At 60.9% G+C, this 22,367-nt stretch carries 24 protein-coding genes; 17 read left to right on the top strand and 7 right to left on the bottom strand.

Translation table 11 applies throughout. The features are described 5' to 3' along the window. Positions 1 to 18 precede the first annotated feature (18 nt). A complete protein-coding gene (locus BM416_RS11195; RefSeq protein ID WP_092488113.1) occupies positions 19 to 915 on the top strand; it encodes a LysR family transcriptional regulator in 897 nt (298 codons plus the stop codon). 8 nt (positions 916 to 923) lie between these two features. On the opposite strand, the gene BM416_RS11190 is transcribed toward BM416_RS11195, so the two are convergent. Next, complete coding sequence (locus BM416_RS11190; RefSeq protein WP_003170746.1) at positions 924 to 1,250, bottom strand: ElaB/YgaM/YqjD family protein; 327 nt, start codon at positions 1,248 to 1,250, stop codon at positions 924 to 926. A gap of 156 nt (positions 1,251 to 1,406) precedes the next feature. On the opposite strand from BM416_RS11190, the gene BM416_RS11185 reads away from it, so the two are divergent. Together BM416_RS11185 and BM416_RS11180 are read left to right on the top strand one after the other, a co-directional pair. Next, positions 1,407 to 1,622, top strand: coding sequence for a dodecin (locus tag BM416_RS11185; protein WP_027608132.1), 216 nt, complete (start codon positions 1,407 to 1,409; stop codon positions 1,620 to 1,622). 115 nt (positions 1,623 to 1,737) lie between these two features. Then, positions 1,738 to 1,962 (top strand): DUF1161 domain-containing protein, encoded by a 225-nt coding sequence (locus BM416_RS11180; protein ID WP_005783407.1) that lies wholly within the window; start codon positions 1,738 to 1,740, stop codon positions 1,960 to 1,962. Between the two features lie 90 nt (positions 1,963 to 2,052). On the opposite strand, the gene BM416_RS11175 is transcribed toward BM416_RS11180, so the two are convergent. Next, positions 2,053 to 3,054, bottom strand: a complete 1,002-nt coding sequence (locus BM416_RS11175) for an LLM class flavin-dependent oxidoreductase (RefSeq protein WP_021491416.1) — start codon at positions 3,052 to 3,054, stop codon at positions 2,053 to 2,055. A 216-nt stretch (positions 3,055 to 3,270) separates the two neighbouring features. Here BM416_RS11175 and BM416_RS11170 point away from each other — a divergent pair, with 216 nt between their 5' ends. Together BM416_RS11170 and BM416_RS11165 are read left to right on the top strand one after the other, a co-directional pair. Continuing rightward, positions 3,271 to 3,702 carry an OsmC family protein gene (locus tag BM416_RS11170; RefSeq protein ID WP_027608131.1) on the top strand — a complete coding sequence of 144 codons (432 nt, stop codon included), beginning with the start codon at positions 3,271 to 3,273 and terminating at the stop codon, positions 3,700 to 3,702. Positions 3,703 to 3,848: 146 nt separating this feature from the next. Beyond that, positions 3,849 to 4,088: a DUF1161 domain-containing protein gene (locus BM416_RS11165; RefSeq protein WP_017734725.1), complete on the top strand. Its 240-nt coding sequence runs from the start codon at positions 3,849 to 3,851 to the stop codon at positions 4,086 to 4,088. On the opposite strand, the gene BM416_RS11160 is transcribed toward BM416_RS11165, so the two are convergent. After that, complete coding sequence (locus tag BM416_RS11160; protein WP_092488112.1) at positions 4,089 to 4,511, bottom strand: PA0061/PA0062 family lipoprotein; 423 nt, start codon at positions 4,509 to 4,511, stop codon at positions 4,089 to 4,091. 110 nt (positions 4,512 to 4,621) lie between these two features. On the opposite strand from BM416_RS11160, the gene BM416_RS11155 reads away from it, so the two are divergent. After that, positions 4,622 to 5,665, top strand: coding sequence for an aminopeptidase (locus tag BM416_RS11155; protein WP_092488111.1), 1,044 nt, complete (start codon positions 4,622 to 4,624; stop codon positions 5,663 to 5,665). 59 nt (positions 5,666 to 5,724) lie between these two features. On the opposite strand, the gene BM416_RS11150 is transcribed toward BM416_RS11155, so the two are convergent. Then, positions 5,725 to 6,384 (bottom strand): HAD family hydrolase, encoded by a 660-nt coding sequence (locus BM416_RS11150; RefSeq protein ID WP_065937881.1) that lies wholly within the window; start codon positions 6,382 to 6,384, stop codon positions 5,725 to 5,727. Continuing rightward, positions 6,381 to 6,923, bottom strand: coding sequence for a gamma carbonic anhydrase family protein (locus BM416_RS11145; RefSeq protein WP_027608127.1), 543 nt, complete (start codon positions 6,921 to 6,923; stop codon positions 6,381 to 6,383). The genes BM416_RS11150 and BM416_RS11145 overlap by 4 nt, the downstream gene beginning before the upstream one ends. Positions 6,924 to 7,025: 102 nt before the next feature. Between BM416_RS11145 and prlC the strand changes: the two genes are divergently transcribed. Together prlC and BM416_RS11135 are read left to right on the top strand one after the other, a co-directional pair. Further along, a complete protein-coding gene (prlC, locus tag BM416_RS11140; RefSeq protein ID WP_065926837.1) occupies positions 7,026 to 9,077 on the top strand; it encodes an oligopeptidase A in 2,052 nt (683 codons plus the stop codon). Continuing rightward, a complete protein-coding gene (locus BM416_RS11135) occupies positions 9,074 to 9,346 on the top strand; it encodes a YheV family putative zinc ribbon protein (protein WP_027608125.1) in 273 nt (90 codons plus the stop codon). Before prlC ends, BM416_RS11135 begins: the two co-directional genes overlap by 4 nt. Positions 9,347 to 9,371: 25 nt before the next feature. Here the strand turns inward: BM416_RS11135 and BM416_RS11130 are convergent, their stop codons facing one another. Beyond that, entirely contained in the window at positions 9,372 to 10,058 is a 687-nt protein-coding gene (locus tag BM416_RS11130; protein ID WP_092488110.1) for a phosphatase domain-containing protein, read from the bottom strand. Between the two features lie 274 nt (positions 10,059 to 10,332). Here BM416_RS11130 and BM416_RS11125 point away from each other — a divergent pair, with 274 nt between their 5' ends. The 6 genes from BM416_RS11125 to BM416_RS11100 all read left to right on the top strand — a co-directional run bounded on the left by BM416_RS11125 (position 10,333) and on the right by BM416_RS11100 (position 17,902). Beyond that, entirely contained in the window at positions 10,333 to 11,085 is a 753-nt protein-coding gene (locus tag BM416_RS11125) for a gluconate 2-dehydrogenase subunit 3 family protein (protein ID WP_092488109.1), read from the top strand. A 2-nt stretch (positions 11,086 to 11,087) separates the two neighbouring features. Beyond that, a complete protein-coding gene (locus BM416_RS11120) occupies positions 11,088 to 12,872 on the top strand; it encodes a GMC family oxidoreductase (protein WP_092488108.1) in 1,785 nt (594 codons plus the stop codon). A gap of 12 nt (positions 12,873 to 12,884) precedes the next feature. After that, on the top strand, positions 12,885 to 14,183 hold the full coding sequence (locus tag BM416_RS11115; protein ID WP_027608121.1) for a cytochrome c: 1,299 nt from the start codon (positions 12,885 to 12,887) through the stop codon (positions 14,181 to 14,183). A 70-nt stretch (positions 14,184 to 14,253) separates the two neighbouring features. Beyond that, positions 14,254 to 15,312, top strand: coding sequence for a PA0069 family radical SAM protein (locus BM416_RS11110; RefSeq protein WP_065926840.1), 1,059 nt, complete (start codon positions 14,254 to 14,256; stop codon positions 15,310 to 15,312). A gap of 226 nt (positions 15,313 to 15,538) precedes the next feature. Further along, a complete protein-coding gene (locus BM416_RS11105; protein WP_027608119.1) occupies positions 15,539 to 16,270 on the top strand; it encodes a carbonic anhydrase in 732 nt (243 codons plus the stop codon). 84 nt (positions 16,271 to 16,354) lie between these two features. Next, positions 16,355 to 17,902, top strand: coding sequence for a SulP family inorganic anion transporter (locus tag BM416_RS11100; RefSeq protein ID WP_092488107.1), 1,548 nt, complete (start codon positions 16,355 to 16,357; stop codon positions 17,900 to 17,902). 69 nt (positions 17,903 to 17,971) lie between these two features. Here the strand turns inward: BM416_RS11100 and BM416_RS11095 are convergent, their stop codons facing one another. Next, entirely contained in the window at positions 17,972 to 18,619 is a 648-nt protein-coding gene (locus tag BM416_RS11095; RefSeq protein WP_027608050.1) for a hypothetical protein, read from the bottom strand. Between the two features lie 368 nt (positions 18,620 to 18,987). On the opposite strand from BM416_RS11095, the gene coxB reads away from it, so the two are divergent. From coxB to BM416_RS11080, 3 genes are read left to right on the top strand one after another with little or no spacing between them, the layout of a single operon-like run. Further along, on the top strand, positions 18,988 to 20,115 hold the full coding sequence (gene coxB / locus BM416_RS11090; protein ID WP_065926843.1) for a cytochrome c oxidase subunit II: 1,128 nt from the start codon (positions 18,988 to 18,990) through the stop codon (positions 20,113 to 20,115). A gap of 58 nt (positions 20,116 to 20,173) precedes the next feature. After that, positions 20,174 to 21,763, top strand: a complete 1,590-nt coding sequence (ctaD, locus tag BM416_RS11085) for a cytochrome c oxidase subunit I (protein WP_024072609.1) — start codon at positions 20,174 to 20,176, stop codon at positions 21,761 to 21,763. Positions 21,764 to 21,784: 21 nt separating this feature from the next. Further along, positions 21,785 to 22,336, top strand: a complete 552-nt coding sequence (locus tag BM416_RS11080) for a cytochrome c oxidase assembly protein (protein ID WP_092488106.1) — start codon at positions 21,785 to 21,787, stop codon at positions 22,334 to 22,336. The last annotated feature ends 31 nt before the right edge of the window (positions 22,337 to 22,367 follow it).

Raw genomic sequence — 22,367 nt, 5'->3', positions numbered from 1 at the left:
TGTCAGGAAAACTCACAGATGAGCCGAGACCTCCCGCCCCTCAATGCCCTGCGCGCATTTGAAGCCACTGCCCGCTTCAACAGCGTCAGCCAGGCTGCTGAGCAATTGCACGTGACCCACGGTGCGGTCAGCCGCCAGTTGAAAGTGCTGGAGGAGCATTTGGGTGTCAGCCTGTTCATCAAGGACGGGCGCGGCCTTAAACTCACAGATGCAGGTGTGCGCTTGCGAGATGCCAGCGCCGAGGCGTTCGAGCGCTTGCGGGACGTGTGCGCCGAACTCACCCAGGCCAGCGCCGACGCACCTTTCGTGCTCGGCTGCTCAGGCAGTCTGCTGGCGCGTTGGTTGATCCCGCGCCTGGGGCGCTTGAATGCCGACCTGCCGGACCTGCGCCTGCACCTGTCGGCGGGCGACGGCGACCTCGACCCTCGACGCCCCGGTCTCGATGCCCTGCTGGTCTTCGCCGAACCGCCGTGGCCGGCGGATATGCAGGTGTATGAGCTGGCGAGCGAGCGTATCGGCCCGGTGATGAGCCCGCGTTTTGCCGGTTACGAGCGCCTACGCCAGGCGCCGCCGCATGCCTTGTGTGGCGAAGCTTTATTGCACACCACGTCCCGTCCGCAAGCCTGGCCCAGTTGGGCGCAACGGCACGGCATCGAGCCCGGCGCGTTGAAACACGGCCAGGGTTTTGAGCATTTGTATTATTTGCTGGAGGCGGCGGTGGCAGGGTTGGGTGTGGCGATTGCGCCAGAACCGCTGGTAGCAGAGGACCTGCGTGCGGGTCGCCTGGTGGCGCCGTGGGGTTTCAGTGAAACCCCGGCGCACCTGGCGTTGTGGCTACCCAAGCGCGCCGCAGACGGGCGCGCGGGTCGGTTGGCGCACTGGCTCAAGGCTGAGCTGGCGCGCCCGCCGGTGTAGCCGGTCAATCAGTCACCACGCTTGCACAGCAGGTAAGCTGCCAGCAGGCCCAGTGCGCCAACGGCGACGCCGGCGGTGGTCCATGGGTGCTCTTGTGCATAATCCCGGGTAGCAACACCGGTTTCGCGGATTTTGACTTTGCTTTCTTCGTAGGCATCGCTGATCAGGTGACGGGAATGCTTGAGGGCATTCTCGGCATTGCTTTTCAGGGCCTTCAGGGTTTTGCGCGACTCATCCGACGCATCGTCCTTGAGGCTCTCAAGGGACTTGAGCAGGCTCGAAATCTCGGCTTCCATGCTTTCCAGCGACGCTTTGCGTAAAGAAGTGTTGGCCATGTGAATTCTCCTGAAGTGATTGAGTGGCGTGTGTAGATACCGACTCCAGCGGTTTCAGAAAGTGCAGTAAATCTGAACTTTCGGGTAGGAACCGTCGCCAGAAGCAGTATGAACAATGACTGCTAGGCTTTATTGACGACCCTCAGGAGAAACACCATGTCTGATCATCACACCTACAAGAAAGTCGAATTGGTAGGTTCGTCCACCACCAGCATCGAAGACGCAATCAACAATGCCCTGGCCGAAGCCAACAAGAGCATCAAGCACTTGGAGTGGTTTGAGGTGACGGAGACCCGTGGTCATATCAAGGACGGCAAGGTCGCCCACTACCAGGTCACGCTCAAGGTGGGGTTTCGAATTGCCAGTAGTTGATCGCACCGGTTGAACTTGCCGGCTGGCCGATTGCCATAACCTGCGCTACAAACAATGGGTGCCGATGCCTGCAGCGTCGGCACGCTCGTTTCAATCAGCGCAAGGAAAGTGACGGATGAAGAAGTTCCTGTTAGCGGTAGGTTTGTTGAGCATTGCGGGCACGGCCCTGGCGGCGGGCAAGCCTTGTGAAGAGCTGAAAAGTGAAATTGCAGCGAAAATCGACGCCAAGGGCGCTTCGGGTTATTCGCTGGAAGTCGTGGATAAAGGCGCCTCGACCGACGCTAAAGTGGTTGGCACCTGTGAAGGTGGTACCAAGGAAATCGTCTACAAGCGCGGTTAATTCCGTGTGGCGGGCTTGAAGCCGACGCACCTGTGGCGAGGGGGCAAGCTCCCTCGCCACAGGTGCGTCGGTTTTTTTTCGCCTGGGGGTTTAGCCCTTCATCAACTGCGCCAGCAGCTCGTAGGAATGAATCCGATCGGCGTGCTCGTACAGGTCGCAGGTGAAGATCAATTCGTCGGCGCCGGTCTGTTCGATCAGCACTTCCAGCTTGGCGCGGATCTTAGCCGGGCTGCCCACCATTGCCAGTCCGAGGAAACTGCCGACGGCGTCTTTTTCATGGGGCAGCCACAGGCCGTCCATGGTTTTCACGGGAGGGCGCTGGACCAGGCTTTGCCCACGCATCAAGGCAAGGATGCGCTGGTATACCGAGGTGGCCAGGTAGTCGGCCTGCTCATCGGTGTCGGCGGCAACCAAGGGAATGCCAAGCATCACGTAAGGCTTGTCCAGCACGGCCGAGGGCTTGAAGTGGTTGCGGTACACGCGAATCGCCTCGTGCATCAAACGCGGTGCGAAATGGGAGGCGAAGGCGTAGGGCAAACCGCGTTCGCCCGCCAGTTGCGCGCTGAACAGGCTGGAACCCAGCAACCATACCGGTACGTTGGTGCCGGTGCCGGGCACCGCAATCACCCGTTGGTCCGGCGTGCGTGGGCCGAGGTAGGCCATCAGTTCGGCCACATCTTCCGGGAAGTCATCCGCGCTGCCGGAGCGTTCACGGCGCAGGGCGCGGGCGGTCATCTGGTCGGAGCCGGGTGCGCGGCCCAGGCCCAGGTCGATACGCCCGGGGTAGAGGCTTTCCAGGGTGCCGAACTGCTCGGCGATCACCAGCGGTGCATGGTTGGGTAGCATCACGCCGCCGGAGCCGACGCGAATCGTCGAGGTACCGCCGGCCAGGTAGCCCAGCAATACCGAGGTGGCCGAGCTGGCGATGCCATCCATATTGTGGTGTTCCGCCACCCAGAAACGGTTGTAGCCGAACTTTTCCACATGCTGGGCCAAATCCAGGGAATTGCGCAGCGACTGCGCCGGGCTGCCGTTGGCGCGCACCGGCACCAGGTCGAGGGTCGAGAACTTTACGTCGGACAGCGATTTCATAAGCCTGCTTCTCCAATGGGGGCGCAGGCTTCTTAGACGAACCAGAACCTGCCGCTTCAATGTGCATGTCCTATGCAATGAGGGCATATACCCGAGATTCAATAGGGAAGGTTAAATTTCCTACTTAATCGCTAGGTTTCTCTTACAACTGAACTTTGCCGGCGCGTCTATCCTCAGAACCTTACCGACGCAAAACCACCGTTCGAGGAGAAAGCTATGAGTATCGTTAAAAAGGCATCCGCGCATTGGGAAGGTGATCTGAAGACTGGCCTGGGCTCCATTTCCACCGAAACCGGCGTGCTGCGCGAAGCGCCCTACGGCTTCAAGGCCCGTTTCGAAGGCGGCAAGGGTACCAACCCCGAAGAACTGATTGGCGCGGCCCACGCCGGTTGTTTCTCCATGGCTTTTTCCATGATTCTCGGCGACGCCGGGCTCAAGGCTGACAGCATCGACACCCAGGCCGAAGTGACCCTGGACCAGGTCGATGGCGGCTTCGCGATCACCGCCGTGCACTTGGTGCTCAAGGCCAAGATCCCGGGTGCCAGCCAGGCGCAGTTCGATGAATTGAGCAAGAAGGCCAAGGAAGGGTGCCCGGTGTCCAAGGTGCTGAATGCGAAGATCAGCCTGGATGCCACGCTGGTCAGCTGACATTGCCGGTCCACTGTGGGAGGGGGCCAGCCCCCTCCCACATTTTGTTCTGCGTTAAATCAGAACTCGTGTTTCCCGAATGTGGTCCTATAGCCTATGCAGCCTTAGGCGCACACCCGTGCGCATGCATTCAGGGAGCTTCACACATGAAACGTTTTGCTTTGGCGATCATTTGCGGTGTGTTGGCCACATCGGCTGTGGCCGCACCAAAAGACTGCGAAGAGCTCAGGAAAGAGATTGAGGTCAAGATCCAGGCGAACGCGGTTCCGTCCTACACCTTGGAAATTGTCAGCAAGGAAGAGGCTGACAAGCACGACGTCGCCATGGTCGTCGGCAGCTGTGAGAACGGTACCAAAGCCATCATCTATCAGAAGAACAACGATTGATCAGAGACAGTTGACGCTGCGCTCTTCCGCCAGCAATTGGCGAGCGGCGTTATACAGCCGGATATTCGGCGTGAAGGCCAATGAGCGTCCTTCCAGGCGATAGCGTTGGCCTGCCTCGAAATGGTCGTACTGCAAGGTGATGAAACAGGTGCGGTCGGCCGTTTGCCCAAAGCCATTGAGGCTGCCACCGGTCGGCACCTCGAAATCGAAGCGCACCATCAACTCGTGACTGCCCGGTGGCACCTGGAAGTAGCGTCCGTCCGGCAGGTTCTTACCATCCAGGCGTTGCGCCATCACCAGCTTGGCTCCCGGCGTCGGCGTAGCGAAATCGACCCAGGCCTGATGCGGGTCGACCGGCGGCAGGGGGGGCGAAGCGCAGGCGCTGAGCAACAGGGCGACGACGGGAAGCAGGAGCTGGCGCATGGCAGGTACTCAACGCAAGGAGAGGTTTGAGTATAAACACGCCACGCCGTGGAAAAATCCCCTTCAGGCGCGATAGTCTGGCGAACACATCACCCAGGAGTGGTCGGGGCATGGTCAGGCGTTTTCTTCCAGGGTTGATAGTCGTGCTGCTCAGTGGCTGTTCCAGCGTCAGTTACTACAGCCAATTGGCAGGTGGTCAGTGGCAGCTGTTGCGAGCCCGGGAACCGGTTGCCGAGGTCATCGCCGATCCGTCGCGGCCGCAGGGGCTGCGTGATCACCTTGCACAAGCACAGAAAGCCCGGACCTTCGCCAGCGAACACCTGCATCTGCCGGACAACCAAAGTTACCGGTTGTATGCGGATATTGGTCGACCCTATGTGGTCTGGAATGTCTTCGCCACGCAGGAATTTTCCCTGGCGCCTCAAACCCATTGCTTCCCCATTGCCGGTTGCGTGGCCTATCGCGGCTATTACCGCCAGGGCGCGGCGCGAGGTGAGGCGGCGTTGTTGCGCCAGCAAGGCATGGACGTATCGATAGGTGGCGTCGAAGCCTATTCCACCCTGGGTTGGTTCAACGACCCGATCATGAATTCGATGATGAACTGGGGCGACGAACGCCTGGCCACGCTGATCTTCCATGAGCTGGCGCACCAGCGGTTCTACGTGAAGGATGACACCGAATTCAACGAGTCGTTTGCCAGCTTCGTCGAGCAGGAAGGCACCCGCCAGTGGCGCGCGGCCCAGGGCCTGGCCCCGCTTGGCAGCTCGACGCGGCAGCAGCGGGACCAATTTACCCAGCTGATTCTCGATACACGTAGGCGCCTGGAAAAACTCTACGTGCAACCGCTGTCCGTCGAGGCGATGCGCCAGGCCAAGGCGGCCGAATTCGAGGCGTTGCGCCGTGAGTACCGGCAGATGCGCGATAGCCAATGGGGTGGGGACAAGCGTTATGACGCCTGGATGAACCTGCCGATGAACAATGCGCGGTTGTTGCCGTTCGGGCTGTATGACCGGTGGGTGCCGGCGTTTGCGGCGTTGTTCAGGCAGGAAGGCGGGGATTGGCGCAAGTTTTACGCCGCAGTGGAGAAGATGGGCGAGTTGCCGGTGGCGCAGCGCAAGGCTGCGTTGAGGCGGTTGGAAGGTACTGATCGGTAGAGCCTCATCGGGGGCAAGCCGCTCCCAATGTGGGAGGAGGCTTGCCCCCGATGGCGGCCTCAGGGTCGTTGCAAAAACGCCTGATGCATCTGCGCCAATGTCTCAAAGTGCCAGGTCGGCGCCTCGGCGTTCAACTCTTCGAAACTACCAAACCCATAACCGACGGCCGCCGAATCCACGCCATTGCTGCGCGCCCCGATCAGGTCGTGCTTACGATCACCGATCATCAAGGTGGTCGCCGGGTCCAGGCCTTCTTCGCTGATCAAATGCGCAATCAACTCGACCTTGTTGGTGCGTGTCCCGTCCAGTTCACTGCCGTAGATCACCTTGAAGTGCCTGGCAAAATCGAAATGCCGCGCGATCTCGCGGGCAAACACCCAGGGCTTGGACGTGGCGACGTACAACTGGCGGCCCTGTTTGCCCAGGTCTTCGAGCAGCGGCATCACGCCGTCAAATACGCGGTTTTCATACAGCCCGGTGACCTTGAAGCGCTCGCGGTAGAAATTCACCGCCTCCCAGGCCTTGGCCTCATCGAAGTCGTAGAACTGCATGAAGGCTTGCAGCAACGGCGGGCCGATGAAGTGTTCGAGTTGGGTCAGGTCGGGTTCGTCGATGCCCAGTTTGCCAAGGGCGTACTGGATCGAGCGGGTGATGCCCTCGCGTGGATCGGTGAGGGTGCCATCCAGGTCGAACAGGACGGTTTGGTAAGGCAGGGTCATTGGTCGAATCCTTCAGCCAGGTGCAGGTCTTTGAGCTTCACGTAGTTGGCGGCGCTGTAGGTGAAAAAGGCGCGTTCCTTGTCAGTCAGCGGGCGGATTTGTTTAACCGGGCTGCCCACATACAAAAAACCACTGTCGAGTTTCTTGCCCGGTGGCACCAGGCTGCCGGCGCCGATGATGACGTCGTCTTCCACCACGGCGCCGTCCATCACGATGCTGCCCATGCCGATCAAAATCCGGTTGCCCACCGTGCAGCCATGCAGCATGACCTTGTGGGCGATGGTCACGTCATCGCCGATCAGCAGCGGGAAACCGTCAGGATTGAACGGTCCGGCATGGGTAATGTGCAGCACGCAGCCGTCCTGCACGCTGGTGCGCGCGCCGATACGGATGCGGTGCATGTCGCCGCGAATCACGGTCAGCGGCCAGACCGAGCTGTCGGTGCCGATTTCGACATCGCCGATCACCACCGCCGAAATATCGACAAAAGCCCCGGCGCCCAGGGTTGGCGTGTGATTCTGATAGGTGCGAAGGGTCACGATAGCCTCTCTCTTATGTGCTGATAGCTGCGGTGGGCGTTGATTGTAATTAAGATGGCCCCATCTTTGTTCTTACATGTTTCTTCAGCCAAGGTGCCAACCGTGAGCGCGAACAACCCTCTTCTGCAGTCCTACGACCTGCCGCCGTTCTCGGCGATCCGTGCCGAGCACGTGCAACCGGCCATCGAACAGATCCTCGCCGACAACCGTGTTGCCATCGAAGGCATCCTGCAAAGCCAGGGTAAAAATCCGACGTGGGCCGGCCTGGTGCTGGCCATGGACGAATTGAATGATCGCCTGGGCGCCGCCTGGAGCCCGGTCAGCCACCTCAACGCCGTGTGCAACAGCGCCGAGCTGCGCGAAGCCTACGAGGCGTGCCTGCCGGCGTTGAGTGCCTACTCCACCGAGATGGGCCAGAACCGCGCGCTGTTCCAAGCCTTCGAAGCCCTGGCCAACAGCCCGGAAGCCGCCGGTTTCGACGTGGCGCAAAAAACTATTCTTGAACACTCCCTGCGCGACTTCCGCCTCTCGGGTATCGACTTGCCGCCTGAGCAGCAAAAACGTTACGCCGAAGTGCAGAGCAAGCTTTCCGAGCTGGGCAGCAAATTCTCCAACCAGCTGCTGGACGCCACCCAGGCGTGGACCAAGCACGTCACCGAGGAAGCCACCCTCGCCGGCCTGACCGATTCGGCCAAGGCGCAGATGGCTGCTGCCGCGCAGGCCAAAGGCCTCGACGGTTGGCTGATCACCCTGGAGTTTCCAAGCTACTACGCGGTCATGACCTACGCCCAGGACCGCGCCCTGCGCGAAGAAATCTACGCGGCCTACTGCACCCGTGCGTCAGACCAGGGCCCGAATGCCGGTCAGAACGATAACGGCCCGGTGATGGAACAGATCCTCGACCTGCGTCAGGAACTGGCCAAGCTTTTGGGTTACGCCTCGTTCTCCGAGCTGAGCCTGGCCACCAAGATGGCCGAGTCCAGCGACCAGGTGCTGAGCTTCCTGCGGGACCTGGCCAAGCGCAGCAAGCCGTTCGCTGCCCAGGACCTGCAACAGCTCAAGGCCTACGCCGCCGAACAAGGCTGCGCCGACCTGCAAAGCTGGGACAGCGGTTTCTACGGCGAAAAGCTGCGTGAGCAGCGCTACAGCGTGTCCCAGGAAGCCCTGCGCGCCTACTTCCCGATCGACAAGGTGCTGGGCGGCCTGTTCGCCATTGTGCAGCGTTTGTACGGCATCGAGATTGCCGAGCAAAAAGGCTTCGACACCTGGCACCCGGATGTTCGCCTGTTTGAAATCAAGGAAAACGGCCAGCACGTCGGGCGCTTCTTCTTCGACCTGTACGCCCGCGCCAACAAGCGTGGCGGTGCCTGGATGGACGGCGCGCGCGACCGTCGTCGTACCATCGACGGTGTGCTGCAAAGCCCGGTGGCGAACCTGGTGTGCAACTTCACCCCGGCCGACAGCGGCAAACCTGCCCTGCTGACCCACGATGAAGTGACCACCCTGTTCCACGAATTCGGCCATGGCCTGCATCACCTGCTGACCCGCGTCGAGCATGCCGGCGTGTCCGGTATCAATGGCGTGGCGTGGGATGCGGTGGAATTGCCAAGCCAGTTCATGGAGAACTGGTGCTGGGAGCCGGAAGGCCTGGCGCTGATCTCCGGCCACTATGAAAGCGGCGAGCCACTGCCCCAGGACCTGCTGGAAAAAATGCTCGCGGCGAAGAACTTCCAGTCCGGCCTGATGATGGTGCGCCAGTTGGAGTTCTCGCTGTTCGACTTCGAGTTGCATGCCACCCATGGCGATGGCCGCAGCGTGGCGCAGGTGCTCGAAGGTGTGCGCGATGAGGTGTCGGTGATGCGTCCGCCAGCCTACAACCGCTTCCCCAACAGCTTTGCGCACATCTTCGCCGGCGGTTATGCCGCGGGCTACTACAGCTACAAATGGGCCGAAGTGCTGTCGGCGGATGCCTTCTCCAAATTCGAAGAAGACGGCGTGCTCAATGCCGAGACCGGCCGTGCCTTCCGCGAGGCGATCCTCGCGCGCGGCGGTTCCCAGGCGCCGATGGTGCTGTTCGTCGACTTCCGCGGACGTGCCCCGTCGATTGACGCACTCTTGCGCCACAGCGGCCTGAGTGAGGACGCAGCAGCATGAGTGAAGGGCCTGTGATTACCAAAAAGCAATTTATCGCCGGGGCGGTCTGCCCGGCGTGCAGCGAACCGGACAAGTTGAAGATGTGGACCGAGGACAGCGTGCCGCATCGCGAGTGCGTGGCCTGCGGGTATACCGATACGCTGAATGATCAAGGTCTGTCGGTGCCCAAGGAATTGGGCACGCGGGTCAATACATCGGCGTTGAAAGCGCCGGACCCGAAGGTGCAGGCGGTGCAGTTTTTCCCTAACCCGAAGCTGAAGAAAGACTGACTCGTCTACCCCCTGGGAGTGCGTCTCAGGGGGTAACCAGCAGTGCGGTTTTTTCCTCGGCGGGGTCGTGATCCTTGCTCGCCGGGTTCAGCCAGCTGTTCATTGAGCACAAGGCAAACGCGCTGGTGCTGCAGTCGCCATTCGCCAAGGCTGTGCGCAACTTGTCGATATCGGCCCTCATCATGTAGCGAACGCCGTCCTTGAAGCCGTTACTGGTGCCGAAACCGCCCAGGGTCATCTCGTTCAGCGCATCCTCCTTGCTCCATCCCTGGATCACCACGCGATACATCGCCGCCATCAGGCCGGTGCGGTCAGAGCCGTGCTTGCAGTGCATCAGCACCGGGCCGTCAGCTTCCGCTTCCTTGATCGCCCTGAGTGCCGCCAGCACGTCAGAGTCATCCACATGGTTGGTGCGATAACTCAACTGAACCTGACGGATGCCTGGCGCCTTCAGCCAGTTGCTATCGGACTCGGGCAGGAAGTTGATCACGGTGCCGATCTTGAGCTGTTCCAGCAACGGCGCTGCCTTGCTATCCGGCAATGCGCTGCGATAGAGCGTGGGCGTCATTTGATGCAGGTTGTAGCGGTCGCCCACTGGCTGGGCCCATTCTGGAGAACGAAGGGACGTAGCGTCATCGGCCCGCGCAAAAGCTGTGGTGAACAGTGCCATGAACGCCAGGCCCAGGGCCGGCAACCAATGATGCTTGTACATGGGCGACGTCACCGTACAGGGAGTGGTTGATGGCGCCCAGAGTCGGTCACGGCGGATCAAGGAGGTGTGAGGTGTGCGTCAAAGAATCGTGAATCCTCAATCTTTAGTCGCTGAAGCGATTCTCTCGATGCTTAGGCTGCTATCATTTGTAACTATTGTTTGCGCGCTGCGCTCTATCTCCCTGGATCACCTGGATCCAGTTCGCCGCCCGACAACGCCAAGCCACTCCCTAGAAGCGGCTGATAACCCCGTGACCACATGATGAGGTGCCACCATGTCTGATCAAGATCAAGACAACCCCCGGCGTGACTTTCTACGCAAATCCTTGACCTTGATCCCGGTGGTCACGGTTGCCAGCACCGGCCTTGGCGGTTCGATGCTGATGGCGACGCCTGCGCCGGTCGAGGCTGCGCCAGCCAAGCCTGTGGTCAGCGAAAAAGCCTACGAGCCAAGCTATTTCACTGCGGAGGAATGGGCGTTTATCAACGCTGCCGTCGAGCGTCTGATCCCGGCCGATGCCCAAGGCCCCGGCGCCCTGGAAGCTGGCGCGCCGGAGTACATCGACCGGCAGATGAACACGCCTTACGCCAGCGGTGCCCTGTGGTTCATGCAAGGCCCGTTTAATGCCGATGCGCCGCCGGAGATGGGTTGGCAGAGCAAATTGGTGCCCAAGGACATCTATCGCCTGGGTATTGCCGCGACGGATGCCTGGTCGAAGGCGTTCAACGGCAAAGTTTTTGCTGCGCAAGACAGCGCTACCCGAGACGATATGTTGCGGCGCCTGGAGGCGGGCGGCAGTGAGGTTACGGCACATTTTGACGCGGTGCCGCCGAAGATGTTCTTCAACCTGCTGCTGCAAAACACCAAGGAAGGCTTCTTCTGCGACCCGATCCATGGTGGCAACAAAGGCATGGTTGGCTGGACCATGATTGGCTTCCCCGGCGCCCGCGCCGATTTCATGGACTGGGTGGAACGCAACGAGCAGTACCCCTTCCCGGCAGTATCCATCCGCGGCGAGAGGGCATAAACGTGGCGACCATCATGAAGAAAGTGGATGCGGTGATTGTCGGCTTCGGCTGGACCGGCGCGATCATGGCCAAGGAGCTGACGGAAGCCGGACTGAACGTGGTAGCGCTGGAGCGCGGCCCGATGCAGGACACTTACCCGGACGGCAACTATCCCCAGGTCATCGACGAACTGACCTACAGCGTGCGTAAAAAACTCTTCCAGGACATCTCCAAGGAGACGGTGACGATTCGCCATAGCGTGAATGACGTTGCCTTGCCTAACCGTCAGCTCGGCGCGTTTTTGCCGGGTAACGGCGTGGGCGGTGCGGGCTTGCACTGGTCGGGCGTGCATTTCCGTGTCGATCCGATTGAACTGCGCATGCGCAGCCATTACGAAGAGCGCTACGGCAAGCATTTCATTCCCAAGGACATGACCATCCAGGACTTCGGCGTGAGCTACGAAGAGCTGGAGCCGTTTTTCGACTATGCGGAAAAAGTCTTCGGCACCTCAGGCCAGGCCTGGACCGTGAAAGGCCAGGTGGTGGGCGAAGGTCGTGGCGGCAACCCCTATGCGCCGGACCGTTCCAACCCGTTTCCGTTGGAAGCGCAAAAGAACACAGTCTCCGCACAGCTGTTTCAGAAAGCCGCCGCCAGCGTCGGGTACAAGCCCTACAACCTGCCCTCAGCCAATACCTCGGGGCCTTACACCAACCCCTACGGCGCGCAGATGGGCCCGTGCAACTTCTGCGGTTTTTGCAGCGGCTACGTGTGCTACATGTACTCCAAGGCCTCGCCGAACGTGAACATCCTGCCGGCGCTGCGCCAAGTGCCGAATTTCGAGCTGCGGCCCAACTCCCACGTGCTCAAGGTCAATCTGGACAGCACCAAGAGCAAGGCCACCGGCGTGACCTACATCGACGCCCAGGGTCGAGAGTGCGAACAACCGGCAGACCTGGTGATCCTCGGCGCATTCCAGTTCCACAACGTGCGGCTGATGCTGCTGTCGGGCATCGGCAAGCCTTACGACCCGATAACCAATGAGGGTGTGGTGGGCAGGAACTTTGCCTACCAGAACATGGCCACCATCAAGGCGTTCTTCGACAAGGACACCCATACCAACAACTTTATCGGTGCCGGCGGCAATGGCGTGGCCATCGATGACTTCAACGCCGACAACTTCGATCACGGGCCCCATGGCTTTGTGGGCGGTTCGCCGATGTGGGTCAACCAGGCCGGCAGCCGGCCGATTGCCGGTACGTCCAACCCGCCCGGCACTCCGGCCTGGGGCAGTGCCTGGAAGCGCGCCACCGCCGATTACTACACCCACCAGGTGTCGATGGATGCACACGGTGCCCATCAATCCTACCGGGGTAACTACCTGGATCTGGACCCTGTCTACCGTGATGCCTACGGCCTGCCGTTGCTGCGCATGACGTTCGACTGGCAGGAAAACGACATCAAGATGAACCGCTTCATGGTCGAGAAAATGGGCAAGGTCGCCGAAGCGATGAACCCCAAGGCGATAGCCGTGCTGGGCAAAAAAGTCGGTGAGCACTTCAACACCGCGTCCTACCAGACCACCCACCTCAACGGTGGCGCGATCATGGGGACCGACCCGAAGACCAGTGCGCTGAACCGCTACTTGCAGTGCTGGGATGTGCACAACGTGTTTGTCCCCGGCGCATCCGCTTTCCCACAGGGCTTGGGCTACAACCCTACCGGCCTGGTGGCGGCATTGACCTACTGGTCGGCCCGGGCGATCCGCGAGCAGTACCTGAAAAACCCCGGCCCGCTGGTTCAGGCATAAGGAGCGATGACCATGAAAGCATTTGTTATCGCGACGTTTGCCCTGCTCAGCAGCTGCTCGATCAGTGCCGCCGAAACCGACCTGATCAAGCAGGGCGAATACCTGGCCCGCGCCGGTGACTGCGTGGCCTGCCACACCGCCAAGGGCGGCAAACCGTTCGCTGGTGGCCTGCCGATGGAAACCCCCATCGGTGTGATCTATTCCACCAACATCACCCCGGACAAGACCGGCCTGGGCGACTACAGCTTCGAGGACTTCGACAAGGCCGTGCGTCACGGTGTCGCCAAGAGTGGTAGTACGCTTTACCCGGCGATGCCCTACCCGTCCTATGCACGTGTCAGCGAAAGCGATATGCAGGCGTTGTATGCGTACTTCATGAAGGGCGTGGAACCGGTCGCCCAGGTGAACAAGGACAGCGACATTCCGTGGCCGTTGAGCATGCGTTGGCCGCTGGCGGCGTGGCGCTGGATGTTTGCCCCTGAGGTGGTGGATAAGCCTGTCGTGGCCGACGCAGACCCGGTGATCAGCCGTGGCGCCTATCTGGTGGAAGGCCTTGGCCACTGTGGCGCGTGCCATACACCACGCGCCCTGACCATGCAGGAAAAAGCCCTGAGCGCGACTGACGGCAAGGCCTTCCTGTCCGGCAGCGCGCCACTGGAAGGCTGGATCGCCAAGAGCCTGCGCGGTGACCACAAGGACGGCCTCGGCAGTTGGAGCGAGGCGCAGCTGGTGCAATTCCTCAAGACCGGTCGCAGTGATCGCAGTGCGGTGTTTGGCGGTATGAGCGACGTGGTCGTGCATAGCATGCAGTACATGTCCCAGGACGACCTGACCGCTATCGCCCGTTACCTCAAGAGCCTGCCGGCGGTGGACCCGCAGGACCAGCCGCACCAGTATGACAAGCAGGTGGCCGAGGCGCTGTGGAAGGGCGATGACAGCAAGCCCGGCGCCTCGGTGTACATCGACAACTGTGCGGCCTGCCACCGTACCGATGGCCATGGTTACACACGGGTGTTCCCGGCGTTGGCGGGCAACCCGGTGGTGCAGACTGCGGACGCCACGTCGTTGATCAACATCGTGTTGAACGGCGGCACATTGCCGGCCACTCACACGGCACCGTCGACCTTTACCATGCCGGCGTTCGCCTGGCGCCTGTCGGACCAGGAAGTGGCGGATGTGGTCAGCTTCATCCGTGGCAGTTGGGGTAACCAGGGGGCCGCGGTGAAAGCCAGTGATGTGGCCGACCTGCGCAAGAACGACATGCGCACCACCTCGGGCGATGACCTGGGGCAGGTCACACAAAAGCACTGACCGCCAGACGGCACTGGTCAGGAACCTCGCGCCTCGATACTGTATATAAAAACAGTATCGAGGCGCTTTCATGTCTACTCCGCTGCCGCCCCGTGGTCGGGGCACGGCCACCAACCTGCACAACCGCTTTGCGCCCACCGTCAGCGTGGCCGAGGACGACGGCTGGTACCAGGAAGTGCCGCCGACCCAGGGCACCGAAGTGCGCATCGAAACGGCCAAGACCATCATCACCCGCAACAACTCGCCTGACCTGCCGTTCGACCGCTCCATCAATCCCTATCGTGGCTGCGAACATGGCTGCATTTACTGCTATGCACGGCCCAGCCACGCCTATTGGGACATGTCGCCGGGGCTGGATTTCGAAACCAGGCTGATCGCCAAGAGCAACGCGGCCGACGTGCTGGAGCAGCAGCTGTCGAAGCCGGGCTATGTGTGTGCGCCGATCAACCTGGGTTCCAACACCGACCCGTACCAGCCTATCGAGCGCGAGTACAGGATCACCCGGCAAACCCTCGAGGTGCTGCTGCGTTATCGGCACCCGGTCACCATCATTACCAAGGGCTCGTTGATCCTGCGCGACCTGGACCTGCTGGCTGAGCTGGCCAGGCAACGCCTTGTGGCGGTGATGATCAGCCTCACCAGCCTGGATGATGAGCTCAAGCGCATCCTGGAGCCGCGCACCGCCGCGCCCAAGGCACGGTTGCGGGCCATACGGGTGATGCGCGAGGCGGGCATCCCGGTGGGCGTGCTGTGCTCGCCGATGATCCCGATGATCAACGACAGCGAGTTGGAAAGCCTGCTCACCGAAGCCCATGCTGCCGGTGCGCAGAGTGCGGCGTACATGATGTTGCGCCTGCCGCTGGAGGTGGCGCCGCTGTTCGAGGAGTGGCTGGCGGCGCATTACCCGCAGCGTGCGGCCCATGTCATGAGCCTGGTGCGCCAGGTGCGCGGTGGTGAGGTCTACGACAGTCGGTTCGGCGTCCGCATGCGGGGCGAGGGGCCGTTTGCCGACCTGCTGGCCCAGCGCTTCAGCAAGGCGATCAAACGCCTGGGGCTCGATCGCAGAGAAGGCTTCAATCTGGATTGCACGGCGTTCTGCCCACCGGGCAGACAGATGGCATTGTTGTAGACTGAAAAGGCAGAATGCACCATTCCTGTAGGAATAGTCGCGTTTTGACATCACTGAAACCCGCGATCTAGAGCGGTTCATTCAGTTTGAGTTAAGTTTCGGTGGTTACCTTGTTCAGCGAGTGACTGATGAGTCGGCAGCCTGGTTTGTGGCTTTTACAACTATTTCACTGGCCTGGCGTCGAACTGACCTGAAAACTCCCCTGCATTAATCAAGAGGATGAATCATGAGTGACAAGGATAAACAGCCGTTGGCTGCGTCGGCTTCAGCCCCTCAGGTGGCAGAGTCTGCCGATGCAGCGCTAAAACATATCGTTGACGGCTTTTTGCATTTCCATCACGACGTCTTCCCTCAGCAGGAAGAACTCTTCAAGAAACTCGCCACGGCCCAGAGCCCGCGGGCGATGTTCATTACCTGCGCCGACTCGCGCATCGTGCCTGAGCTGATTACCCAAAGCTCTCCCGGCGACCTGTTCGTGACCCGCAACGTCGGTAACGTCGTGCCGCCTTATGGGCAGATGAACGGCGGTGTCTCCACTGCCATCGAATACGCGGTACTGGCCTTGGGCGTGCAGCACATCATCGTGTGCGGGCACTCCGATTGTGGCGCCATGCGCGCGGTCCTCAACCCCGCCAGCCTGGAGAAGATGCCAACGGTGAGGGCCTGGCTGCGGCACGCCGAAGTCGCCAAGTCCATGGTCGAGGACAATTGCGACTGTGCCAACGAAGGCGAGAGCATGAAAGTGCTCACCGAAGAAAACGTCATCGCCCAACTGCAGCATTTGCGTACCCATCCTTCGGTGGCGTCGCGCATGGCCAACGGTCAGCTGTTTATTCACGGCTGGATCTACAACATCGAGACCAGTGAAATTCGAGCCTACGATGCTGATCAGTCGGCATTCCGACCGTTAAGCGGCGAAGGGCCAATTCCTTCCGCGACGCCTAAAGCGCGCTTCTAAACACTTCCCTGCCGGGTAAAGCGGTGGCTGCCATGGATGCAGCCAGGCTTTGCCGCGCCCGGCGAATACCTCGGGAGAGCCATCATGCGTGCTGCTCAATTGAAAGCTGTATTGCCACGGGAGCTGCTCGCCTCCGTGGTTGTGTTTCTGGTCGCCCTGCCCCTGTGCATGGGGATCGCCATCGCGTCCGGCATGCCGCCGGCCAAGGGCCTGATCACCGGGATTATCGGTGGCCTGGTGGTGGGCTGGTTGGCGGGCTCGCCGCTGCAGGTCAGCGGCCCGGCAGCGGGTCTGGCGGTCTTGGTGTTCGAGCTGGTGCGCCAGCATGGGATGCTGATGCTCGGGCCGATCCTGCTGCTGGCCGGCTTCCTGCAGCTGGTGGCCGGGCGCCTGCGCCTGGGTTGCTGGTTCCGCGTCACGGCGCCGGCGGTGGTGTACGGGATGCTGGCGGGGATCGGCGTATTGATTGTGCTATCGCAGATCCATGTGATGCTCGACGGTGCGCCCAAGCCCTCAGGGCTGGATAACCTGACGGGCTTCCCCGCCGCGCTGGCGGAGGCGATTCCTACCTTGGGCGGCGGCCTGGGTTGGCAGGCCGGCTTGCTCGGTTTGTCGACGATGCTGGTGATGTACCTGTGGGATAAATTCCGTCCGCAAACCCTGCGTTTCGTGCCCGGAGCCCTGTTGGGCGTGGGCCTGGCAACGGTGGCCAGCCTGGTGCTGGCGTTGCAGGTCAAGCGTGTGGAAGTCCCGGAGAACCTCGCCGACGCCATCGATTGGCTGCGTCCCAGCGACCTGCTGAACCTGGCCGACCCTCAGTTGCTGATCGCCGCGTTTGCGGTGGCGTTTATCGCCAGTGCCGAAACCCTGCTCTCTGCGGCAGCGGTCGACCGCATGCACAGCGGCCAGCGTTCCGATTTCGATAAGGAATTGTCCGCCCAAGGCGTGGGCAACATGTTGTGCGGCCTGGTCGGTGCCCTGCCGATGACCGGTGTGATCGTGCGCAGCTCGGCCAACGTGCAGGCCGGTGCCACCACGCGGTTGTCAGCGATGTTCCATGGCGTATGGCTGTTGGGGTTCGTACTGTTGCTGTCGAGCGTGCTCCAAAGCATTCCTGTGGCGAGTCTGGCGGGTGTGTTGGTGTACACCGGGATCAAGCTGGTGGACATCAAGGCCTTCAAGGCCCTCGGTCGTTATGGGCGCATGCCGATGTTTACCTATGCGGCCACGGCGTTGGCGATCATTTTCACCGACCTGCTGACCGGTGTGCTGGTGGGCTTCGGGCTCACACTGGTCAAGCTGGCGCTCAAGGCCTCGCGCCTGAAAGTCAGTCTGATCGACCTGCCCCCGGAGGGGGAAATGGAGCTGCGTTTGACCGGTGCGGCGACTTTCCTGAAAGTGCCGGCGTTGACCCAGGTGCTGGCGACGGTGCCGCCGGGCACGACGGTGCACGTACCGCTGAGTAACCTGAGTTATATCGACCATTCCTGCCTGGAGTTGCTGGAAGAATGGGGCCGGGCGAATGCGGCCAAGGGCTCGAAGCTGGTGATCGAAGCGCGTGGGTTGAAGCGCAGGCTCGAAGGCCGGGTCAGGACGACGACAGGGATCGGCTCGGCGCCCTCAGTCGGCTGACGGAACCGGATCAACATGTGGGAGGGGGCAAGTCCCCACCCACATTCGTTTCTCTGTCTAATTCAGGATTTAAGCCGGCTGGTCCAGCGCCAATTCAACCCCCAGCTGGCGGGACAGGCACGGCCAGCGCTTCCACGCGGCTTCCGTTGCCGGGCTTTTCAGCTGTTCGCGATATGCTTCGACAGACTCCAGTGCAAAGCTGTCTTCGTTGAGCATTTCATCCACCGCATGATGAACGGCTTCATCCAGCTGGTTGGCGAATGCTTCGCCGATCAACTGATGGGCAATCACGTTGGCCACGGTGGTATCTGCCGGAATCAGTGGCTGGCCAAAGTGTTTGATATACAAATCGTTGACCTCTTCCACCAGGCGATGGGCCAGGTAAGCCTCGTCCAGCAGGCCGTCGAGCCCTTCATGGCCGGCCAGGATGGCGGGGGGCTGCAGGAAGAAATGCTCGGCGATTTTCAGCACTGGCTTGATCTGGCTTTCGATGCCGGCCTCGCGGGCCACGTCGTTGGCGGCGTCCAGCAGGTCCGGCACGAGATCGATGTAGGCCGTGACGAAGCGGGTCATGACAATGTTGCGATCGCCATCAGCCAGGGAAATGGCCGAATGCAGGTGCGGCAATTGCTCTTCCAACTGCTTGGCCAACTGGCCAGTGCTGGATTCGTGTTGATGGGCACGGGAAATCTGCTCGCGCAATGCGGCGGTGTTCATGAAGGCTCCAGTGAAGCAGGCGTAGGAATAGGGACAGCATAAGGTAGCTCGTTTATACGAGCGCCTAAGACGCATTTGTCATAATTATTTCATGGTTATGCACAGGCGTTATATCGAATTGCCATCGTTGGTCGGATAAACGATTCCGCCCCCCGGTTTTATTAGGCCTGGCCACTCATTTTTGCTCATTTGCCCCTACACATTGCGGGGTTGCAGAGCGTGTCTATACTCGGGTTTGTACGCGATTAGCTGATGACGCCAGACTGCATAAGCAGGTAAGGCTAAGCGGTTGTAAGCAGTATGGAAGCCGCTCCCTTCGACGCAGGTGCAAACCGGCGGGATAACAAGAACGATAAGGGGAACCCGCAATGACGCGACATCCACATGTTTGGATGGGCCTCCTGTTGTGGTCGGTATTCGGCCAGGCGCACGCCGCCTGGACAACGAATATGGCACCAGGGGCAACTGAAGTCAGTCACGCTGTGTTCGACCTGCACATGACCATTTTCTGGATCTGTGTAGTGATCGGCATTGTCGTTTTTGGCGCGATGTTCTGGTCGATGATCCTTCATCGCCGCTCTACGGGCCAGGTGGCGGCCAAATTCCACGAAAGCACCACCGTGGAAATCCTCTGGACCGTGGTGCCCTTGCTGATCCTGGTCGCGATGGCCATTCCGGCGACCAAGACCCTGATCAATATCTACGACAGCACCGAGTCGGATATCGATATCCAGGTCACCGGCTATCAGTGGAAGTGGCACTACAAATACCTGGGCCAGGACGTGGAGTTCTTCAGCAACCTGGCCACGCCCGCCGAGCAGATCCATAACCAGGCCACCAAGGGCGAACATTACCTGCTGGAAGTCGACCAGCCGCTGGTGCTCCCGGTGGGCGCCAAGGTGCGCTTCCTGGTGACCGCCGCCGACGTGATCCACTCCTGGTGGGTGCCGGCCTTTGCGGTCAAGCGTGACGCCATCCCGGGGTTCGTCAACGAAGCCTGGACCCGCGTCGAGAAGCCCGGCATCTACCGTGGCCAGTGCGCCGAACTGTGCGGCAAGGACCACGGTTTCATGCCCATCGTGGTCGAGGTCAAGTCCAAGGCCGACTACGACACCTGGCTCGGCGAGCGTAAGGCAGAGGCCGCCAAGCTCAAGGAACTGACCTCCAAGGAGTGGACACTTGAAGAGCTGGTGGCCCGTGGTGACAAGGTCTATCACACCACCTGCGTGGCCTGTCACCAGGCCGAAGGCCAGGGCTTGCCACCGATGTTCCCGGCCCTCAAGGGTTCGAAAATCGCCACCGGGCCCAAGGAAGGTCACCTGAGCCTCGTCTACCACGGCAAGCCCGGTACGGCGATGGCCGCATTCGGCAAGCAGCTCTCGGAAGTGGATATCGCCGCCGTGGTGACCTACGAGCGCAACGCCTGGGGTAACAACAAAGGCGACATGGTCACGCCTAAAGACGTGCTGGCCATCAAGCAGGCGGAAAGCAAATGACTTCATTCATTGCGTATACCCCGAACCGCCCCGCCCATTCGCTTGCAGGAGAACGGCCATGAGCGCTGTGATCGATGACCATGGCCACGCCGGTGACCATGCCCACGGCCCCGCCAAAGGCTTGATGCGCTGGGTGCTGACCACCAACCATAAGGACATCGGCACGATGTACCTGTGGTTCGCGTTCACCATGTTCCTGCTTGGCGGCTCGTTCGCCATGGTGATCCGAGCCGAGCTGTTCCAGCCTGGCCTGCAGATCGTCGAGCCGGCGTTTTTCAACCAGATGACCACCATGCACGGCCTGATCATGGTGTTCGGTGCGGTAATGCCGGCGTTTGTCGGCCTGGCCAACTGGATGATTCCGCTGATGATCGGCGCGCCGGACATGGCCTTGCCGCGCATGAACAACTTCAGCTTCTGGCTGCTGCCGGCGGCGTTCCTGCTGCTGGTCTCGACCCTGTTCACGCCCGGTGGCGGGCCGAATTTCGGCTGGACGTTCTACGCCCCGCTCTCCACCACCTACGCGCCGGAAAGCGTGACGTTCTTCATCTTCGCCATCCACTTGATGGGCATCAGCTCGATCATGGGCGCGATCAACGTGGTTGCCACCATCCTCAACCTGCGCGCGCCCGGCATGACCTTGATGAAAATGCCGCTGTTCGTCTGGACCTGGCTGATCACCGCATTCCTGCTGATCGCGGTGATGCCGGTGCTGGCCGGCTGCGTGACCATGATGTTGATGGACATCCACTTCGGTACCAGCTTCTTCAGCGCGGCCGGTGGGGGTGATCCGGTGCTGTTCCAGCATGTGTTCTGGTTCTTCGGCCACCCCGAGGTGTACATCATGATCCTGCCGGCGTTTGGCGCCGTCAGTTCGATTATCCCGACCTTCTCGCGCAAGCCGTTGTTCGGCTATACGTCGATGGTCTACGCCACGGCGAGCATCGCGTTCCTCTCGTTTATCGTGTGGGCGCACCATATGTTCGTGGTGGGCATTCCGTTGGTCGGCGAGTTGTTCTTCATGTACGCCACGTTGCTGATTGCGGTGCCCACCGGCGTGAAGGTGTTCAACTGGGTCAGTACCATGTGGCAAGGCTCGCTGACCTTCGAGACGCCGATGCTGTTTGCCGTGGCCTTCGTGATCCTGTTCACCATCGGCGGCTTCTCCGGATTGATGCTGGCGATTGCCCCGGCGGACTTCCAGTACCACGACACCTATTTTGTGGTGGCGCACTTCCATTACGTACTGGTGCCTGGTGCGATCTTCGGCATCTTCGCCTCGGCCTACTACTGGCTGCCGAAATGGACCGGCCACATGTACGACGAAACCCTGGGCAAGCTGCATTTCTGGCTGTCTTTCGTGGGCATGAACATGGCGTTCTTCCCGATGCACTTCGTGGGGCTGGCCGGCATGCCGCGTCGGGTGCCGGACTACAACCTGCAGTTCGCCGACTTCAATATGGTCTCGTCGATTGGCGCGTTCATGTTTGGCGCCACGCAGATCTTCTTCCTGTTTATCGTGATCAAGTGCATCCGTGGCGGCCCGCCCGCGCCGGCCAAGCCATGGGATGGCGCCGAAGGCCTGGAGTGGAGCGTGCCCTCGCCCGCGCCGTACCACACCTTCACCACGCCACCGGAGGTCAAATGAACAGGGTGAGCGGAGGTGGTCATGGCTGACTCCGTGCCCCTCAAGCGCCTGGTTACCCGCCTGCTGATCCTGGTGGTGGCGATGTTCGCCTTCGGCTTTGCCCTGGTGCCGATCTACGACGTGATGTGCAGGGCATTCGGCATCAACGGCAAGACGGCCGGGCAGTACGAAGGCGAGCAGGTCGTCGACCTCACGCGTCAGGTACGGGTGCAGTTCCTGTCCACCAATGCCATCGACATGGTCTGGGAGTTTCATTCCAAGGCTGATGAGGTGGTGGTCAACCCCGGCGCCGTCACCGAGATGCTGTTCGTGGCCTACAACCCCACTGACAAGCCGATGACCGCCCAGGCGGTGCCGAGCATTTCCCCCGCCGAAGCGGCGATGTACTTCCACAAGACCGAATGCTTTTGCTTCACCCAGCAAGTGCTGCAGCCTGGCCAGCGCATCGAGATGCCGGTGCGTTTTATTGTCGACCGTGACATGCCCAAGGATGTGAAGCATTTGACCCTGGCGTACACGCTGTTTGATATCACTGCGCGCCAACCGCCCGTGGCTGTCCGTACCGGCGGCTAGCTACTGTTTGCCCGCTCAATCAGGAGAGCGA

This window comes from Pseudomonas sp. NFACC42-2 (genome assembly GCF_900116055.1).
GTDB lineage: Bacteria > Pseudomonadota > Gammaproteobacteria > Pseudomonadales > Pseudomonadaceae > Aquipseudomonas > Aquipseudomonas marginalis.
The sequence above is the reverse complement of the archived record's forward strand: the minus strand, read 5'-3'. Positions and strand labels throughout refer to the sequence as shown.

Bases quoted from the DNA above. Each gene is read 5' to 3' on its own strand.
- BM416_RS11160 (WP_092488112.1), bottom strand. From the start codon at position 4,511: ATGCGCCAGCTCCTGCTTCCCGTCGTCGCCCTGTTGCTCAGCGCCTGC.
- BM416_RS11155 (WP_092488111.1), top strand. From the start codon at position 4,622: ATGGTCAGGCGTTTTCTTCCAGGGTTGATAGTCGTGCTGCTCAGTGGC.
- BM416_RS11105 (WP_027608119.1), top strand. From the start codon at position 15,539: ATGAGTGACAAGGATAAACAGCCGTTGGCTGCGTCGGCTTCAGCCCCT.
- BM416_RS11080 (WP_092488106.1), top strand. From the start codon at position 21,785: ATGGCTGACTCCGTGCCCCTCAAGCGCCTGGTTACCCGCCTGCTGATC.
- BM416_RS11110 (WP_065926840.1), top strand. From the start codon at position 14,254: ATGTCTACTCCGCTGCCGCCCCGTGGTCGGGGCACGGCCACCAACCTG.
- coxB (WP_065926843.1), top strand. From the start codon at position 18,988: ATGACGCGACATCCACATGTTTGGATGGGCCTCCTGTTGTGGTCGGTA.
- BM416_RS11195 (WP_092488113.1), top strand. From the start codon at position 19: ATGAGCCGAGACCTCCCGCCCCTCAATGCCCTGCGCGCATTTGAAGCC.
- ctaD (WP_024072609.1), top strand. From the start codon at position 20,174: ATGAGCGCTGTGATCGATGACCATGGCCACGCCGGTGACCATGCCCAC.
- BM416_RS11115 (WP_027608121.1), top strand. From the start codon at position 12,885: ATGAAAGCATTTGTTATCGCGACGTTTGCCCTGCTCAGCAGCTGCTCG.
- BM416_RS11095 (WP_027608050.1), bottom strand. From the start codon at position 18,619: ATGAACACCGCCGCATTGCGCGAGCAGATTTCCCGTGCCCATCAACAC.
- BM416_RS11150 (WP_065937881.1), bottom strand. From the start codon at position 6,384: ATGACCCTGCCTTACCAAACCGTCCTGTTCGACCTGGATGGCACCCTC.
- BM416_RS11125 (WP_092488109.1), top strand. From the start codon at position 10,333: ATGTCTGATCAAGATCAAGACAACCCCCGGCGTGACTTTCTACGCAAA.
- BM416_RS11175 (WP_021491416.1), bottom strand. From the start codon at position 3,054: ATGAAATCGCTGTCCGACGTAAAGTTCTCGACCCTCGACCTGGTGCCG.
- BM416_RS11185 (WP_027608132.1), top strand. From the start codon at position 1,407: ATGTCTGATCATCACACCTACAAGAAAGTCGAATTGGTAGGTTCGTCC.
- BM416_RS11165 (WP_017734725.1), top strand. From the start codon at position 3,849: ATGAAACGTTTTGCTTTGGCGATCATTTGCGGTGTGTTGGCCACATCG.
- BM416_RS11135 (WP_027608125.1), top strand. From the start codon at position 9,074: ATGAGTGAAGGGCCTGTGATTACCAAAAAGCAATTTATCGCCGGGGCG.
- BM416_RS11130 (WP_092488110.1), bottom strand. From the start codon at position 10,058: ATGTACAAGCATCATTGGTTGCCGGCCCTGGGCCTGGCGTTCATGGCA.
- BM416_RS11180 (WP_005783407.1), top strand. From the start codon at position 1,738: ATGAAGAAGTTCCTGTTAGCGGTAGGTTTGTTGAGCATTGCGGGCACG.
- BM416_RS11100 (WP_092488107.1), top strand. From the start codon at position 16,355: ATGCGTGCTGCTCAATTGAAAGCTGTATTGCCACGGGAGCTGCTCGCC.
- BM416_RS11170 (WP_027608131.1), top strand. From the start codon at position 3,271: ATGAGTATCGTTAAAAAGGCATCCGCGCATTGGGAAGGTGATCTGAAG.
- BM416_RS11190 (WP_003170746.1), bottom strand. From the start codon at position 1,250: ATGGCCAACACTTCTTTACGCAAAGCGTCGCTGGAAAGCATGGAAGCC.